Annotated in this window: 20 protein-coding genes; 5 read left to right on the top strand and 15 right to left on the bottom strand. The window is 62.2% G+C overall.

What is annotated here, in order from left to right:
- The first annotated feature begins 3 nt into the window (after window positions 1–3).
- Complete coding sequence (locus tag A7J50_RS27290) at window positions 4–723, top strand: 16S rRNA (uracil(1498)-N(3))-methyltransferase (protein ID WP_064454516.1); 720 nt, start codon at window positions 4–6, stop codon at window positions 721–723.
- Window positions 724–857: 134 nt separating this feature from the next.
- On the opposite strand, the gene A7J50_RS27295 is transcribed toward A7J50_RS27290, so the two are convergent.
- From A7J50_RS27295 to A7J50_RS27305, 3 genes are read right to left on the bottom strand one after another with little or no spacing between them, the layout of a single operon-like run.
- On the bottom strand, window positions 858–1,760 hold the full coding sequence (locus A7J50_RS27295; protein WP_064454517.1) for a transporter substrate-binding domain-containing protein: 903 nt from the start codon (window positions 1,758–1,760) through the stop codon (window positions 858–860).
- Window positions 1,761–1,784: 24 nt separating this feature from the next.
- Window positions 1,785–2,135, bottom strand: coding sequence for a RidA family protein (locus A7J50_RS27300; protein ID WP_064454518.1), 351 nt, complete (start codon window positions 2,133–2,135; stop codon window positions 1,785–1,787).
- A 10-nt stretch (window positions 2,136–2,145) separates the two neighbouring features.
- Window positions 2,146–3,387, bottom strand: a complete 1,242-nt coding sequence (locus A7J50_RS27305) for a D-amino acid dehydrogenase (RefSeq protein WP_064454519.1) — start codon at window positions 3,385–3,387, stop codon at window positions 2,146–2,148.
- Window positions 3,388–3,496: 109 nt separating this feature from the next.
- Here A7J50_RS27305 and A7J50_RS27310 point away from each other — a divergent pair, with 109 nt between their 5' ends.
- On the top strand, window positions 3,497–4,399 hold the full coding sequence (locus tag A7J50_RS27310) for a LysR family transcriptional regulator (RefSeq protein ID WP_064454520.1): 903 nt from the start codon (window positions 3,497–3,499) through the stop codon (window positions 4,397–4,399).
- Between the two features lie 127 nt (window positions 4,400–4,526).
- On the opposite strand, the gene trhA is transcribed toward A7J50_RS27310, so the two are convergent.
- Window positions 4,527–5,144, bottom strand: a complete 618-nt coding sequence (trhA, locus tag A7J50_RS27315; RefSeq protein ID WP_064454521.1) for a PAQR family membrane homeostasis protein TrhA — start codon at window positions 5,142–5,144, stop codon at window positions 4,527–4,529.
- Window positions 5,145–5,404: 260 nt separating this feature from the next.
- On the opposite strand from trhA, the gene A7J50_RS27320 reads away from it, so the two are divergent.
- The 3 genes from A7J50_RS27320 to A7J50_RS27330 are packed head-to-tail and all read left to right on the top strand — an operon-like array spanning window position 5,405 to window position 7,465.
- Window positions 5,405–5,971, top strand: coding sequence for a chromate transporter (locus tag A7J50_RS27320; protein ID WP_064454522.1), 567 nt, complete (start codon window positions 5,405–5,407; stop codon window positions 5,969–5,971).
- Entirely contained in the window at window positions 5,971–6,513 is a 543-nt protein-coding gene (locus A7J50_RS27325; RefSeq protein WP_064454523.1) for a chromate transporter, read from the top strand. The genes A7J50_RS27320 and A7J50_RS27325 overlap by 1 nt, the downstream gene beginning before the upstream one ends.
- 37 nt (window positions 6,514–6,550) lie before the next feature.
- Window positions 6,551–7,465 (top strand): LysR substrate-binding domain-containing protein, encoded by a 915-nt coding sequence (locus tag A7J50_RS27330; RefSeq protein ID WP_064454524.1) that lies wholly within the window; start codon window positions 6,551–6,553, stop codon window positions 7,463–7,465.
- A gap of 101 nt (window positions 7,466–7,566) precedes the next feature.
- Here the strand turns inward: A7J50_RS27330 and madM are convergent, their stop codons facing one another.
- The 11 genes from madM to A7J50_RS27385 all read right to left on the bottom strand — a co-directional run bounded on the left by madM (window position 7,567) and on the right by A7J50_RS27385 (window position 15,992).
- Window positions 7,567–8,331 (bottom strand): malonate transporter subunit MadM, encoded by a 765-nt coding sequence (gene madM, locus A7J50_RS27335; RefSeq protein ID WP_064454525.1) that lies wholly within the window; start codon window positions 8,329–8,331, stop codon window positions 7,567–7,569.
- Window position 8,332: 1 nt separating this feature from the next.
- A complete protein-coding gene (gene madL / locus A7J50_RS27340) occupies window positions 8,333–8,746 on the bottom strand; it encodes a malonate transporter subunit MadL (protein ID WP_064454526.1) in 414 nt (137 codons plus the stop codon).
- 67 nt (window positions 8,747–8,813) lie between these two features.
- Window positions 8,814–9,713 carry a malonate decarboxylase subunit epsilon gene (mdcH, locus tag A7J50_RS27345; RefSeq protein WP_064454527.1) on the bottom strand — a complete coding sequence of 300 codons (900 nt, stop codon included), beginning with the start codon at window positions 9,711–9,713 and terminating at the stop codon, window positions 8,814–8,816.
- Entirely contained in the window at window positions 9,710–10,306 is a 597-nt protein-coding gene (locus A7J50_RS27350; protein ID WP_064454528.1) for a malonate decarboxylase holo-ACP synthase, read from the bottom strand. Before A7J50_RS27350 ends, mdcH begins: the two co-directional genes overlap by 4 nt.
- Window positions 10,300–11,070 (bottom strand): biotin-independent malonate decarboxylase subunit gamma, encoded by a 771-nt coding sequence (mdcE, locus tag A7J50_RS27355; RefSeq protein ID WP_064454529.1) that lies wholly within the window; start codon window positions 11,068–11,070, stop codon window positions 10,300–10,302. The genes A7J50_RS27350 and mdcE overlap by 7 nt, the downstream gene beginning before the upstream one ends.
- A complete protein-coding gene (locus A7J50_RS27360) occupies window positions 11,067–11,909 on the bottom strand; it encodes a biotin-independent malonate decarboxylase subunit beta (protein WP_064454530.1) in 843 nt (280 codons plus the stop codon). Before A7J50_RS27360 ends, mdcE begins: the two co-directional genes overlap by 4 nt.
- Entirely contained in the window at window positions 11,902–12,201 is a 300-nt protein-coding gene (locus A7J50_RS27365; RefSeq protein ID WP_064454531.1) for a malonate decarboxylase subunit delta, read from the bottom strand. The genes A7J50_RS27360 and A7J50_RS27365 overlap by 8 nt, the downstream gene beginning before the upstream one ends.
- Complete coding sequence (locus A7J50_RS27370; RefSeq protein ID WP_064454532.1) at window positions 12,201–13,034, bottom strand: triphosphoribosyl-dephospho-CoA synthase; 834 nt, start codon at window positions 13,032–13,034, stop codon at window positions 12,201–12,203. The genes A7J50_RS27365 and A7J50_RS27370 overlap by 1 nt, the downstream gene beginning before the upstream one ends.
- Window positions 13,035–14,705 carry a malonate decarboxylase subunit alpha gene (gene mdcA / locus A7J50_RS27375; RefSeq protein ID WP_064454533.1) on the bottom strand — a complete coding sequence of 557 codons (1,671 nt, stop codon included), beginning with the start codon at window positions 14,703–14,705 and terminating at the stop codon, window positions 13,035–13,037.
- Window positions 14,706–14,965: 260 nt separating this feature from the next.
- The gene (locus A7J50_RS27380; protein WP_064454534.1) at window positions 14,966–15,400 is read right to left on the bottom strand and encodes a hypothetical protein; all 435 of its coding nucleotides are present in this window, start codon (window positions 15,398–15,400) and stop codon (window positions 14,966–14,968) included.
- Window positions 15,363–15,992 (bottom strand): nucleotidyltransferase domain-containing protein, encoded by a 630-nt coding sequence (locus A7J50_RS27385; RefSeq protein ID WP_064454535.1) that lies wholly within the window; start codon window positions 15,990–15,992, stop codon window positions 15,363–15,365. Before A7J50_RS27385 ends, A7J50_RS27380 begins: the two co-directional genes overlap by 38 nt.
- Window positions 15,993–16,153: the final 161 nt, after the last annotated feature.

Below are 16,153 nucleotides of genomic sequence, written 5' to 3' on the forward strand. Positions count from 1 at the left end.
GAAATGAGACTGTCCCGCTTTTTTACCGACACCCCGCTGAGCCTCGGCGAGCACGAATTGCCCGAAGCCCAGGCGCACTACATCAGCCGCGTGTTGCGCATGGGCGATGGTGATGCCGTGCAACTCTTCGACGGCTCCGGCCATGAGTTTCTGGGCACGTTGCTGGAGGTCGGTAAAAAACGCGTCACCGTGCAACTCACGGAACGCTTCGCGGGCCAGACCGAGTCCCCGCTGCACATCCACCTCGGCCAGGGCCTGTCCCGGGGCGAGCGCATGGATTGGGCGATTCAGAAAGCCACCGAACTGGGGGTGAATGAAATCACGCCGATTTTCAGCGACCGCTGCGAAGTACGACTCAAGGACGAGCGTGCCGACAAACGCCTGCTGCACTGGCGCCAAGTGGCGATCAGCGCCTGCGAGCAATGCGGGCGGTCGACGGTGCCGGTGATTCACCCACCGCTGCTGCTGGCGGACTGGTTAAAGCAGGCCGAGGCGGAGTTGAAACTTGTGCTGCACCCGGTGGCCGAGCCGATGATCAGCCATGCCAGGCCTGCCAGCCTGGCCTTCCTGATCGGGCCTGAAGGTGGGTTGACCGACGCAGAAGTCGAAACCGCCCAAAGCGCCGGCTACCACGCCGCCCGCCTCGGCCCGCGCGTGCTGCGCACCGAGACCGCGCCCGTGGTGGCACTGGCCGTGGCCCAGCAATTATGGGGCGACTTCTAACCCAGCCCTGCAAACCCAATCGAATGTGGGAGCTGGCTTGCCTGCGATGACGTCGGCACATTCAACCTCGCTGTTGCCTGGTACACCGCTATCGCAGGCAAGCCAGCTCCCACAGTGGTCGAGGTACCAGTGCCTTACTCCACCGGATCACTGACCGGCTTGGCAATAATCGCCTTTAACTCGGCTGTCATCGGAAACTCCAGGTTCAAGCCCTTGGGTGGAATCGGCTGTTCAAACCAGCGCTGGTAAATCCCGTTGATTTCCCCCGAGCGGTACAGGTCGCCGAGTGTTTCGTTGACCACTGCGAGAAACTGCGGGTCGTCCTTGCGCACCATGCAGCTGTAGATTTCCCGCGATTGCTCCTTACCCACCACCGCCCAGTGGTGCGGGTCCTTGGCCTTGGCACGCTCGCCGTAGAGCAGCGCGTCATCCATGTAGAACGCCACCGCACGGCCGGTTTCGAGCATCTTGAACGCTTCACCGTGGTCCTTGGCGCTGATCACAAACATGTTGGCTTTGTGTTCGGCGTTGTAGCTCTTTAGAAAACGCTCGTTGGTGGTGCCCGCAGTCGTGACCACGTTCTTGCCCTTGAGGTCATCGAAGCCTTGGATGCCGCTGTCCTTGGCGGTCAGCAACTGGCCTTTCACATAGATAAACCCGTAGGAAAACGCCACCTGCTTCTGCCGCTCGGCGGTGACGCCGGTGGAGCCGCATTCCAGGTCCACGGTGCCGTTCTGCACCAGCGGTATACGGGTTTGGGAGGTCACCAGGTTGTACTTCACATTGAGGTTCGCCACGCCGGTTTTCTGCTGGATGCGCTCAACGATCTTGTTCGCCAACTCCACCGAATAGCCCATGGGCTTGCCGCTGTTATCGCCCACGTAGGAAAACGGCACCGACGCATCGCGATAACCCAACGTGATGGACTTGGCACTGGCGATCTTGCTCAACGTGCCGTCCAGCGGCGCGTCATTCGCCTGAACCTGAGCGCCAAACAAAAGCCCCAGGGTGCAGCCGGTCAACAGGATTTTTTTCATTGTTATTCTCCGTTGGTCTTGCGGTTATTTACGTACAGCAATCACGCTGATTTCCACCAGCACAGTCGGGCGCGCCAGTTCCGCCTGCACGGTGGTGCGCGTCGGCGCCATGCCCGGTGACAGCCACGCCGCCCACACTTGATTCATCGGTGCAAAACCGGCGCCGATGTCTTTCAGGTAAATCGTTGCGTTGAGCAGGTGGTCCTTGTCGCTGCCCGCCTGCGCCAGTAACGCATCGATCCTGGCCAACACCTCGCGGGTTTGCGTGGCTACCTCCTGGCCTTCACCCGGCACCTGGCCCGAAAGGAACACCAGGTCCTTGAAGGTGACGGCACCCGAGAGGCGTTCGTTGCTGTTGATTCGGTTGATGGTCATGGCTTTATCCTCAAGCGGCGCTGGGCGCCAGGCCCTGCATATCAATGGAAGGAACCCGCTGGCCGATCAACTCGGCGAGCAGTTGGCCGCTGCCGCAGGCCAGGGTAAAACCGAGCGCGCCGTGGCCCAGGTTCAGCCACAGGTTGCGGTACGCACTGGCGCCGATCAGCGGCACCCCGGTCGGCGTGGCGGGGCGCATACCGGCCCACTCGACGGCGCGGGTGTAATCGCCAGCACGGGGAAACGTCTCGAGTGCCTGGCGCTTCATCAGTGCCAGGCGCTTTGGCTCAAGGCGCGCATCAAAGCCGACGATATCGACCATGGCCGCCACCCGCAGCTGCTGGCCGATGCGCGCGTAGACGATCTTGCGGTCATAGTCGGTGATGCTCACATTCGGCGCCTGATGCTGCGCGCCAATCGGCACGCTCAGGCTGTAGCCCTTTAGCGGGTAAAGCGGCAGCGACAACCCAGGCAAGGCCAATTCAGCACTGCGATGCCCGGCCGCCAGCACCAGCTGCTCGACCGGCATCACGTCATCGCCCAGCACGACGGCCTGCACCACGCCGTCGGCGTGACGCAGGCCAGTGACTTTCTTCCCGAGCAAAAAAGTGCAGCGTCCCGAGGCCTCAAGCCGCGCCGCGAGCCGCCGGCAAAAGGCATGGCAATCAGCAACCTCTTCGCTGGGCGTATAGATGCCACCGACAAAACCACCGCTCGCCAACGCCGGGTCCAGGCGTGCGCAATCGGCGGCCGACAACACTTGCTGTTGCAAGGTATCAGTGACCTTGCTGCGCGCATGCTCAAAGGTGCCCGCGCTGCGAAAGGTCACCAGTTTGCCGTTGCGCCGCCAGTCGAAGCCGTCGAGGCGGTCAGCTTCTCGCCATTGCTCCAAGGTGGTCTGGCTCAAGGACGCCAGACGCAGCAGGTGGGCGGCATTGCGTTTATTCACCGAGCCACGGCAGGCGCCGATAAAGGCCGCCATCCAGCGCCATTGCTGGGGGTCGAGCCGGGGGCGCAGCGTTAGCGGCGAGTCACCGCGCAACAGCCAGCCAATGGCTTGCAACGGTACGCCGGCGTCGGCCAGCGGCGCCACATAGCGGTAGGACAGTTGCCCACCGTTGGCGAAACTGGTCTCGCTGCCCAAGGTGTCGCGCGCTTCAATCACCGTCACCTCATGGCCTGCACGCACCAGGGCGTAAGCACTCGCTAACCCGATGACGCCACCGCCAATGATGCAAACCCGCTTGGCCATTCCCGCCACCCGCTCTTGAATTAACTTGGGCTCAAGCGTAGGGCCAGGTGACAGGCCACCGACAATGAATAAAGATGGGCCACCTATAAACAAAGGTTATGGACGTGCCATGCGCTTGCGTCACATCGAAATTTTCCAGGCCATCCGCCAGACCGGCTCTGTCAGCGCCGCTGCGCAGTTGCTGCATGTCTCGCAACCGGCGGTGACCAAGGTGCTGCAGCACGCCGAGTTGCAGCTGGGCTTCCCGCTGTTTCTGCGGGTGCGCGGCAAATTGCTGCCCACCCCGGAGGCCCTGGCGCTGGAAAGCGAAGTCGAGAAAGTCTCCGAGAGCCTGCAAGGTGTGCGACGCCTGGCCAAGAGCTTGCGCCGTGAGCCTGGGCAAAGCGTGCGCATTGGTGCCATTCCGGCGTTGGCCTTGTCGCTGCTGCCGCCAGCGATTCTGGAATGGACGCGCGACTACCCGACCATCGCCTGCGAGCTGTCCAGCGACCATAGCCGCGAATTGGTGCAGAAGCTGTTGATGCGCGAGATCGACCTGGCGCTGACGCTCAACTTCTCCGGCCATCCCGGTTTGACCACGCAAGTGCTGGCCAATGGGGTGTTGGTAGCATTGGCCTCCAAGGGTTATTGGCCAGACGCCGAGATGAGCAAGCCATTGCCGCTGGCAGCGCTCGCGGGTGCGCCGCTGATTGGGCTGTCCAGTGCTGATCCGTTGGCGGCAAAACTCGACAGCTACCTGGAAAACATCGACCCAGCGCCTCGGGTGACGATCGCCGTACAAACCTACTCCCTGGCGCGCGCCATGGTCGAGTCAGGCGCCGGGTTGACGGTAATCGACCCGTTCACAGCCTTGGGCGCCTCAACGGCCACCACCTGCATCCGCACGCTCACCCCGCCGCTGCCGATCACCCTGTACGCCCTGACCCGTGCTGACGAGCCGCCGCCGCATATGCTGGCGAACCTGCTGCAGATCTTCGGCAAACGCGCGCGTGAACTGCTCGAACGCTTGTGAAAACACTACCAATCTAATGTGGGAGCGGGCTTGCTCGCGAATGCGGTGGATCAGTTAGCCTATTTATCAACTGCCACACTGCCTTAGCGAGCAAGCCCGCTCCCCCATTTTTTAACCGCGTCGCCGGTTACAGCACGTAGTGCATGATCGCTACGAAGTGCAGCAGGCTGCCGCCGATCACAAACAAATGCCAGATCCCATGGGAATGGCGCAGGCGATCCTCCAGGGCAAAAAAGATGATGCCGACGGTGTACAACACCCCGCCCGAGGCCAGCCAGACAAACCCCGCCGTGCCCAGCGCAGCCATCAACGGCTTGACGGCCACCAGCACGATCCAGCCCATCACCGCGTAGATCACAATCGATAGAATCCGGGCCTCGGAGCGTGGCTTGATCTCTTGCAGGATGCCGATCACGGCCAGCCCCCACACGATCCCAAACAGCGTCCAACCCCACGGCCCGCGTAGCGTCACCAGGCAGAACGGCGTGTAACTGCCGGCGATCAGCAGGTAGATCGAAAAGTGGTCGACCTTCTGCATGATCGCTTTTCGTCGCCCCTGCACGCTGTGATACACGGTAGAGGCGCTGTACAGCACCAGCAACGTAAAGCCATAAATCGCTACGCTGACGATCTTCCAGGGGCTGCCGTCCAGGCTCGCCACCACCAACATCCATACTGCGCCGACAAAAGCTGCAACCGCCCCGACCAAATGGCTCCACGCGTTGAATCGTTCCCCGTGATACATGTGTCACTTACCTCGAATAACCGTTACCGCATGGTTTTACACTATGCACTCTGACGCTCCGGGCGGCTTGGCAGGTAACAACCTTTCTTCATTTGCCCAAACGCACCCACCGATAGATGATTCGCTTAACCCTGTGGGCGCTGGCTCGCCTGTGATGAGGACCTGTCAGCCACTGAGTATTGGCTGACACACCGCTGTCGCAGCGATGCGGCGATCCGCCAAGCCAGCGCCCACATAAAAGCACCCTATCGGTAATCCCCGTGCCCGAGCTTGAACCCGCGCCGCCTTATCCCAGCCTATGGCAGTTGTTTTACAACTTTGCCATGGTCGGCCTGTTCGGCTTTGGCGGCGTAATGCCGTGGGCACGGCAGATGATGGTTGACCAGCGCCGCTGGGTCAGCGAGCAAGGCTTCAATGAGCTGCTGACTACCGGGCAATTCTTCCCCGGGCCCAATATCGCCAACGTCGGCATCATCTACGGCCGGCGCCTGCATGGCTTGCCGGGTGCAATTGTGACCGTGTGCGGGCTGTACCTGTTCCCCTCGTTGATCACCGTGCTCGCCGGTTTCGCCTATGCCAAGTGGTGGAGCAATGACGTGGTGCAGCAGATCTTCGGCGCCGTCATGCCGATTGCCACCGGCCTGATGCTCGGCACCACCCTGCGCCTGCTCAAGGCCATGCCCAGGACGATCGCCGACTACAGCGCCTTTGTGTTGACCTTCGTCTTGATGGCGATCTTCGTATTGCCGCTGTGGATGGTGCTGCTGATTGGCATCCCCAGCTCCCTGGCCTTGAGCTTTATCCGCTCGAACACGGGGGCCGGCTGATGCAAACCGTCCTGCTGCACCTGATGATTCAATGCGCGCTGTGGTCGCTGATGTCGATTGGCGGCAATACCGTAGCCATCAGTGATATCCACCGCTATACCGTCACTGATATGCGCTGGATCACCGATGCGCAATTCGTCGCGTTCTTCGCCCTCTCCCAGGCACTGCCGGGGCCAAACGGCATGTTCCTGGTGTTTATCGGCCAGCAGGCGGCGGGCCTGCCCGGCGCACTGGTGGCGTTGACCGCCAAACTGGTGCCTTGCTCGGTGCTGACCTACGTCGGCGCCGGCTGGCTGGAGCGGCACACCCGGACGCCGTGGGTGCAGCGCGTCAAACGCAGCCTGCTACCGCTCTCCATTGGCCTGATCCTCGCTTCCACCTACATCCTGATGAACAGCCTGGAAAACAACGCGACCAGCCTGGTGCTGACCCTGGCCAGCGCCGCCGTGGTGTATTACACGCGGCTGAACGCGATCTGGCTGATCATCCTCGGCGTGGTGTTGGGGCTGTGCAGTTCATGGCTGGGAGCGGGCTGGTTTTAGGGGCACAATCGACGGCATTCGAACCCGAGCCACGGCCATGCTGATCGACGAAGAATTCACCCTCAAGAAGTTGGAAATCTTCCTGGCGTTCATGCGCACCGGCAACCTGGCCCGCGCCGCTGCCGAGCTGCAAACCAGCAATGTCAGCGTGCACCGCGCCATCCACTCGCTGGAAAACGCCCTGCGCTGCCCGCTGTTCAAACACGAAGGGCGCAACCTCACCCCGCTGGAAAGCGCCTATGTGCTGGAAGAGCGCGCGCAAAAACTGGTGGCCGACGTGGTCGACAGCGTGCGCCTGACCCGCGAAGCCGCCGGCTTCTCCGCCGAACGCTTCAAGCTCGGCTCGCTGTATTCACTGACGGTCAAGACCGTGCCGCAGCTGATCATGGGCCTGAAAATCCGACGCAGTGAACTGAATATCGACCTGATCCTGGGCTCCAACTTCGACCTGCTCTACAAGCTTAAAAACATGGAAGTGGACGCGATCCTCATCTCCCTCGACGAACACGCCAACGACCCTGACTGCGCGCAGATCGCATTGTTCTCCGATGACATCTTCCTCGCCACCCCGGCCGATTCACCGTTCGACCGCGAGCAGGAAATCGACCTCGCCGACGTGCGCGACGCCACCTTCATCACCCTCACCCAAGGCTTCGCCACGCATCAGGATGGCAACCGAGTGTTCAAGCAGGCGGGATTTGAGCCGAAGGTGGCCATGCAGGTGAATGACATCTTCACCCTGTTGAGCATGGTCAGCTCAGGCGTGGGTTATGCACTGCTGCCGGGGCGGATTGCGGCGGTGTATGAGAACCGTGTGAAGCTCATACCGCTGCAACCCCGGTATCGGATGCAGCAGCATATTGGTGTGATGTTTCTGAAGGCCAAGGAGCGCGACCCGAACTTGCTGGCCTTGTTGGCGGAGTGCCGGATGTATGCCAATCGGCAGGCTTGAGATCGCCATCGCAGGCAAGCCAGCTCCCACATTTGAATGTATTCACAGAGCAAAATGTGGGAGCGGGCTTGCCCGCGATGAGGTCCTTACAGCCACCAAAATCAGCCGACCAACCCACGCACGATGAAGTAGAGCAACGAAGGCCCAAGCAAGCACCCAAGCCCGGTATGGAACGTGGCCGTCAACGCGCCATACGGCACCAACCGCCGATCCGTCGCCGCCAAGCCTGCGGTCACGCCGCTGACCGTCCCGGCCAACCCACCAAACACCATCGCCGAGCGCGGGTTGTCCAGGCCCATCCAACGCGCCGCGACGGGCGTGCCGACCATCACCAGGATCGCCTTGATCAAGCCGGTGGCAATCGACAACGCCATCACATCCGACGTCGCGCCAATTGCCGCACCGGTCACAGGCCCAACGATGTAAGTCACGGCACCCGCGCCAATGGTGGTCATGCTGATCGCATCGCGATACCCAAACGCCCACGCCATGCTTGCTCCGACGATAAACGGCAGGATCGTGCCAAGCAGCAAGGCAATCACACCGATCAACCCGGCTTTGCGCGCCTCAGTGGCTTGTACTTCAAAGGCCGTGGCGACAATCGCAAAGTCGCGCAGCATCGCGCCGCCCATCAAACCGATACCGGAGAACAGCGCCACGTCGGCCAGGCCTTTTTGCCCGCCGGTAAGCGTGCCGCCCACCCAGGCCAATACAAGGCCGATAACAATGGCAATCGCCGAGCCATGAATGCGCCCGAAGGTCAGGCGCTTGGACAGCACCACGGAAATCCACATCACCACGCCGACGAACGCAAAGGCGGTGACCAGGCCGTTATTCTCCAGGCCTTTTTCGATAAGTGCCCACATATCAGCGGCCTCCCACGACAGGTGTCGGCGTAATCAGCGGCTCTTCATCGGGCAAGGGTTCGCCCTTGTGGGTGCGGCTGATCAGCGCGATGGTGCAGCCACAAACGACCACAGAGCCAATCGCCGCGAGCACCGCGACCGGGCCGCCGTGCAGGGCGGTGACGACGTTTTGTTGCGCGGCCATCGCGACAACCACGGGGATGTACATGGCACCCCAGAAGCCGACGCCCATCTCACAATCCTTGGTCATGCCGCCGCGTTTTTGCATCCACAACCGCGCGCAGATCAGCAGGATCATCGCGATGCCCACCCCGCCCACGTTGGATTTGACGCCGAGCAACACGCCCAGCATGTCACCCATGATCACGCCCGCGAGCGTGCAGATCGCCAGCAATGCCACACCGTAGATAATCATCGTTGTTGTCCTCAAAGTGCTCGATCGAAATTGTTGTTTTTGTGCTTCGAAAGCCTTGGGTGGTGCTTTATCGGTGGCGGCGCTCCTCCTCTTGCAGCAGGGCCTGCAAGGTGTCCAGGCGTGCGCCTTCACAGGCGATCACCGTGCCTTGTTCAAACACACGGCGTGACAGGCCGGTGAGCACGGCGCCCGGGGGCAGTTCGATTTGCAGGCGCACGCCGCGCTCGTAGGCGCTTTGCACGGTGCCACGCCAGTCGACGACGCGGCACATGTTGAAGGCGAGGTCGTCGCGCAGTTGTTCCGGGTTATGGATTGGCCGCGCGCGCGTGCTGCTCAGGTAGGTAATGCGCGGGGCCTTGAGCGTAACGAACGCTTGGGCCAGTGCCTGGGCAGGCTCTTCCAGCAGCGCGCAATGGGACGGCACGCTGACCGCCAGGCGCTTGGCGACGCCGTTGCCTTTGATGCGTTCGGCAACCCGCTTCATCGCCGCGTCGCTGCCAGCGATGACGGTTTGGTTATCGGCGTTGATGTTGGCCAAATACACCGGCGTTTTTGCGCTGTGGATATCGGCCAGCAAGGTTTCGACGGTGGATAACTCCGGGCCGATCAGCGCGGTCATGCCGTAGCCCTGTGGATAAGCGTTTTGCATCAGTTCGCCGCGCAGGCTGACCAGTTTTACCGCGTCGGCGAAGTCCAGGGCACCTGCGATCACCGCCGCAGGGTAGGCGCCGATGGACAGGCCCGCCACGTAGTCGGGTGTGTGGTGCAACTGGCGGGTATGGGCAACACCGGTGATCAGCAGGCATAACTGAACGGCGCGCGTGTTCGCCAAGGCGTGCGCCGAGTCGAGCAGGCGAACGTCTTCACCCAAGGCGTCACTGGCTTCTTCCAGCACGGCGGCCGGCAGCGCCTGGAGCATCCCCGTGCGTTGGGCGCCCTGCCCCGGAAACACCAGAAGGCTGCTCATGCCACGGCCTGCCACGGGTCAATCACCAGGTGCGCGCCGCCGGTGGTTTTCAGCAGCACACGGCGTGAACCACCGGCCCATTCGCGCAAGGCGACGGCGCCAAACGGGGTTTGCAGTTGCAGGTCCACGGCACACGGCGCCGTGTCCAATTGCGCCAGCAACGTTTGGGCGTCCTTGCGATCAAGCGGCTGGGGCGTGCGCAGAATCAAATCCAGATCGCTCAGGGCATGCAATGCCTCGATACCGCTTGCCAATTCAAAGCCGGCACTGCCGCTCACGCCCCAATCTTGCTGTGCCAACAACGGCCGCAGTTGATCAAGTGCGCGCAACGCCGGTAAATCCCGTGGCGAGATCACGCCGCGCAGGGCTTGGGGCGTCACTCGCCGTTGCACGGCTGCGAGGGGCATCACGGTCGCAAAACGCTGCTCGCGCCGTTGCCCGCGCACGCCGACCGCCACATAGCCCGGCTCAGCAATGGCGCGACGCACCACCACCGGATGGCCGGCGCCAACGGCGTCCACCGCCCACGCCGGCGCATCGGCGGGCAAATGCGCCGGGGTCATGCCCCAGAGCAAATCGTGGGCGTTCACCATTGCTCCCGCAGCAGCTGGCGCACGTGGCTGGAGGCGGCACGATGAGTGGCGCCCAGCCGCCCTTTTAAATCAGGGCCTTCGATATCGTTAATGGCGTGCATCAGGCAATCGCTGACCCGCACCACATCGTCCGCCGTGGGCTGTTCAATCTGGCTGACCGACAAGGTCTCCCAGAGCAAACCGAGGCTGGCATAACTGTCGATGTCATAGGCCATCGGCGCCACGCTGGCGGCCAGGGCTTCCAATTCTTCGACGCTGCGCAGGGTCACCCGCGCCGCCGAGGCTTTGCCCATGGCGTGCACCATCACGCCGGGGTCACGCAAGGCGATCAGGCGGTTGGCCTGGTAGCCGTGGGCGAGGAACGCGCCGGACATGGCCTTACCCACCAGCAGTGCAATCACCGGGTGCCCGGCCAGCCGGGCGCGGGCGTAGCTGTCGGCGGCGGCGGCCAGCGCTTGATGGATGCCGAGGGCTTCTTCGCGACGGCCGTAAGCTTGGCTGGGCACATCAACGATGGCGATGATGGGGCGCTTGTCGCCACGGGCGATGGCGTCGTCCACGGCCTTGGCCAGGCCCCAGCCTTCGAGCAGGCCGACTTCGCCGTTGCGCGCGCGCGGGAAGCGGTTTTGTGCATCGGTGACCACGGCGATGAAACGCACCGCGTGTTCACCCAACACGCCGTCGGCGACTTTCAGCGAGGCCGGTAAACCTTCCACGGGCGTGGCGCCGTTGCTCAATGCGTTGAACCACTGCAACCCTCTCATGAGCGTTCTCCTTGATACAGGTCGCGCACCGTGGCCGCGTCGATTTGCGGCGCGGCGTCCAGCTCGGCCAGGCGTGCCAGGTAGAAATCGGCACGGCGGCTGCGTTGTTGTGCAGGCAAGCCTTGTTGCAGCAGTTCAGTGACGGTCTGTTGAATCTGCGCCACATCGTCCGCCACATAACGGTCGGCCAAACCGCTGTTAAAGCGTTGCTCGCCGCCGGTCAGGCTCCAGATAAAGGGGCGGTCGCGGGAGTCGTATTCTTCCAGGCCGGCTTCCTGCTCGATCACCTGCGGGCCATTCAGGCCCAGGCGTGCTTCACGGGTGACGACGAGGTAGCTGCACAACCCGGCAGCAATGGACATGCCGCCAAAGCAACCGACGCTGCCCGCCACCACGCCGATCACCGGCTGGTACTGGCGCAAGTCGACAATCGCCGCGTGGATATCGGCAATTGCAGCAAGCCCGAGGTTGGCTTCCTGCAGGCGTACGCCGCCGGTTTCCAGCAGCAGCACGGCGCGGGTCGGGATGCCCTTGCGGTTGTCTTCAGCCGCCAGCTCCAGGGCGCCAGCGATTTTCGCACCGCCGACCTCACCGAGGCTGCCGCCCTGGAAGTTGCCTTCGATAGCCGCAACCACCACCGGCAATCCGGCAATACTGCCCTTGGCGATCACCACACCGTCATCGGCCTGGGGCACCACGCCTTGGCGGCTGAGCCACGGTGACATCACGCGCTGGAACGGATCAATCAGCTCGCGGTAAGTGCCGGCGTCCAACAAGGCCTTGGCCCGCTGCCGCGCACCCAGTTCGACAAAGCTGTGTTTGCTGAGCAAGTCAGTCATGGCCGATCTCCTCGAAACCCTGCTCCAGGCGCAAGCGCACCACGCCGGGGGTGGCGCCGAAATCGTGGATATCAATCTTCAAGGCTGGGGGCATCTGTTCCTGGAAGATCCGCTCAAACAGATGCTGCCAGCGTTGTTCGGCGCCATTTACCGAGGTCTGCACCTGAATAGTCAGCATGCCCGGGGTGCCCGGTTCCAGCAGCACTTCCAGGTCACCGGAGCCGACGCAACCCACCAGCGCACGGCCTGTTGGCGGCTGCCCGGCGGGGAATTCAAAGGATAAGGTTTCCATCACAACGCTCCGTCGAGGCGGTCGATAAACAGGCAGGCGGCCAACAGGTCGGCGGCGCCGCCGGGGGACGCATTCAGGGCCAGTAATTGCTGGTCGAGTTCGTGCAGTTGGCGGCGGCCGGCGAGGGTTGCGCTGCCACCTGCATCCAGCACAGCCTGGGCGCCGTGTTGCATGGCGTTGAGGCCCTCGATGCCTGCGCGGTAGAGCACGCAGGTATCGGCCAGGTCGGTCATGATTGCGAGCAAGGCGTCCAGGCGGGCGTTCTGTTCGCCGACATTTTGCTGACGGCTTTTGTGCAGTTGCGGCAGGCCTCGTTGTACAACCGAAGGGAAGCCCAGCTGCGCTTCTTCACGGGCACCGCGTGCGCCGTAACGTTGGGCGACTTGGGCGCCATGGCTCAGCGGTTGGGGCGCGTAGCGGTCATTGAGCAAGGCCAGCCTGGCCGCAGTCAGCGTGATGGCGCGTGGTTCCAGGGCCGCAGCTGCGGTAAGCAAACCGAGTGCCCAGATCGCGCCGCGGTGGGTGTTCACGCCGTTGGTGGTGGTGAGCATGGCTTGCTCACCTTCGCGACCAATCCGCCCGAGGGCTTCGCGCAGCGGCAAACCGACTTCACCGAATTCAAGCGCGGCTTCAGCCATCGCCTTGAACATCGGCCACAGCGACAGCGCCGACGCGTGCATCAGGCCCAAGTGTAAATCGGCATGGGCGCCATTGCCGCGACGGTCGACCAAGGCGGGTTTTGGCGACAAGTCCGCCTCATCAATCAGCGCGTCGACGGCCATGTCCGCCAGGCGATCGGCGAGGCTCAGTTCATGCAGTTTGAGGGCGCGCATTTACCAGCTCCTGAACTTGGCGGGCGGGTTGTACAAGCCACCGGACCATTCCACCAGGTCGGCCACGCTCTTGGCGGCCAACAGTTCGCGGGTGGCGTCGGTGCGGCGGATACCGAGGTCTTCGGGCAACGCGATCAAGCCTTCGCGGCGCATGCGCGCGGTGTCCTTGGGGTTGTGGCGCATGCCGATAGCGGTGACGCCGGCGACAGCGGCGATCATCGCCTGACGCTCTTCCAGGGAGCGCGCCTTGTACAGGTAGGCGATGCCTTCTTCGGTGAGCAGGTGGGTGACGTCGTCGCCGTAGATCATGATCGGCGCCAGCGGCATGCCGCTTTTGCGTGCGACTTCCACCGCGTCGAGGGTTTCGACGAAGGTAGGTTTGCCGCCTTCCTGGAAGGTCTCGACCATTTGCACCACGAGTTTTTTGCCGCGTTCGAGCAAGGCTTCGGGCGCGTCATCGTGGCGCATATCCAGCCAGGCCGGGGTGCCATGGCGACGACCACGCGGGTCGTGGCCCATGTTCGGCGCGCCACCAAAACCCGCCAGGCGGCCACGGGTCACGGTGGAGGAATGCCCGTCGCCGTCCACTTGCAGGGTGGCGCCGATAAACAGGTCCACCGCGTACTGGCCGGCCAGTTGGCAGAACATACGGTTGGAGCGCATCGAGCCGTCGCGGCCGGTGAAGAACACATCCGGCCGTGCGGCGATGTAGTTTTCCATGCCCAGCTCGGTGCCGAAGCAATGCACGCTTTCGACCCAGCCGCTTTCGATGGCGGGGATCAGGGTTGGGTGTGGGTTGAGGGTCCAGTTGCGGCAGATTTTGCCCTTAAGACCGAGGGACTCGCCGTAGGTGGGCAGGATCAGCTCGATGGCGGCCGTGTTGAAACCGATGCCATGGTTGAGCGACTGCACATTGTGTTTTTCGTAGATGCCACGGATCGCCATCATCGCCATCAGCACATGCACCGGCTTAATGTGGCGCGGGTCGCGGGTGAACAGCGGCTCGATGTAGAACGGCTTGTCGGCCACCACCACAAAATCCACCCAACTGGCGGGGATGTCGACGCGCGGCAAGTCGGTCACGTCGTCCACCAACTGGTTGACCTGCACGATGACGATGCCATCACTGAACGCGGCGGGTTCGATCAGCGCCGGGGTGTCTTCGGTGCTTGCGCCGGTGTAGATATTGCCGGCGCGGTCGGCCATGAAACCGGCCGAGAGCACGACGTTGGGGATCAGGTCCACCACCAGCCGTGCGTAGAGTTCGATATACGTGTGGATCGCGCCGATTTCCAGCAGGCCGTCTTCGAGCAACTGGCTGATGCGCAGGGATTGGGTGCCGGCGAAGGAGAAGTCGAGCTTGCGCGCGATGCCCTTTTCAAACAGGTCGAGGTGCTCGGAGCGGCCGACGCTGGGCATGATCATGTGCAAATCGTGGAGCTTGGCCGGGTCGGCCTTGGCCAGGGAACGCGAGAGGAAATCGGCTTGCTTCTGGTTGTTGCCCTCCAGCACCACGCGGTCGCCAGGCAGGATCAGGGCTTCGAGAGCCTCGACGATCTTGTCGCTGGGCAGCACCGCCCCGTCTGCGTATTGTTTGACCAACCCGAGGCGCCGCTGCTTCTCGTCGCGCCGCCGCGTCCAGCGCGAGTCGGGGGTGATGGTTGTTGTCATGGTCGCTCCACGGGGTTTACTGTCGTGGGCTTACCTTAGGAGTGAATCCGGGGGGCATCAATCAAGCCCAACGGCGGATCGTTACGGCTGGAGTAACGGATCATCAGCAAACACTGAGTTTGAGCCGACTGAAGATTAAAAATGTAGGAGCGGGCTTGCTCGCGAATGCGGTGGGTCAGTTACACATGTACCGACTGACACCCTGCATTCGCGAGCAAGCCCGCTCCCACATTTGTTCGGTGGTGTTCAGAAGAGTCACGTCATTGCCACTGATGGACAGCCAACACGTCTTCCACTTTATTCAGCAGTGTTATCGCGCCATCCATCAACTGCCCCAGCAGCGCCTCATCCTCATCCATATACCCTTCGTACTCCGCCAGGTTTCGGCGCTCATGACACAGCGCTAATAACCTCACCTGCACCTTGTTCGCGTCGGCGGAGTGAATCAGACATTGAAAGACCAAATAGCGTTTGTCAGAACGATAGCCTTGCAAACGCAAGGCCGTGAGCGCGATGGCGTGGGCAGCGTTGTATGCCAGGTCGAAACGACTGGCGAACGACAACAGTGGGTTGCCCGCATCCCTTAATCGGTCCCGGGCCGAGCGCATCAGTCCATCACACTCCTTGCGATCCGGCGGCTCTGCCTTCAAGCCACCGCTACGTTGCAGGTTCTCCAGGTTTGGCTTGCTGTCCATCCGTGGATTCCAGGGGGTTGCCCCCCATCAGATTGATCTTGTCCTGCTGCACGACCCGCTGCACAAAACTGTTCCCGGCATTCCATTTGCCGATCCAGTCTTCGAGGGTGTAAAGCGTCGGGTTGATGGTGCGGCCCAGTTGCTCTTCCAGCGGCATGAGCTGCTCCATGACTTCACTGTAGTTGAGGCTTTCACCTATCAGCATCAGATCTATGTCACTGGATGAGTGCGCCTCGCCCTTGGCGATGGAGCCGTAGATGAACGCCCACGTCAGTTGCTCGGCGAAAGGCGCCAATGCATTGCGCAAGGGTTCGTCCAGGCTCAGCGTCTTGCGCACGATGGCCAACAACTCCGAGTAAATCGGGCACTGGGGATTGGCTTGGTAGTGGGTCTGGTTGCCTTGGCGCGTCATGCTCAAGATGCCCGCCAACTGCAACCGCTCAAGTTCGCGGGTGAGGCTGCCCTTGCCCACTTGGGCCCAGCGGGCTATTTCGTTGGTGAAAAAACTTTGATCGGGCTTGCCAAAAAGCAGGCCCAGCACTTTTTGCTGGGTGACGGTGAAGAGCGCAGTGCTGAGCGGCAAGGTTTGCATGGCGGCGGCCAAAGAGTCCCAAAAAGGGAACGATAGGTCCCTTTTTGGGAACGATCAAGTTTAAGCGGTTGGGTATAGGAAACGATCAATCAGCAAATACTGGATTCGAGCCGAATGAAGATCAAAATGTGGGAGCGGGCTTGCTCGCGAATGCGGTGGGT

This window comes from Pseudomonas antarctica (assembly GCF_001647715.1).
Lineage (GTDB): Bacteria > Pseudomonadota > Gammaproteobacteria > Pseudomonadales > Pseudomonadaceae > Aquipseudomonas > Aquipseudomonas antarctica_A.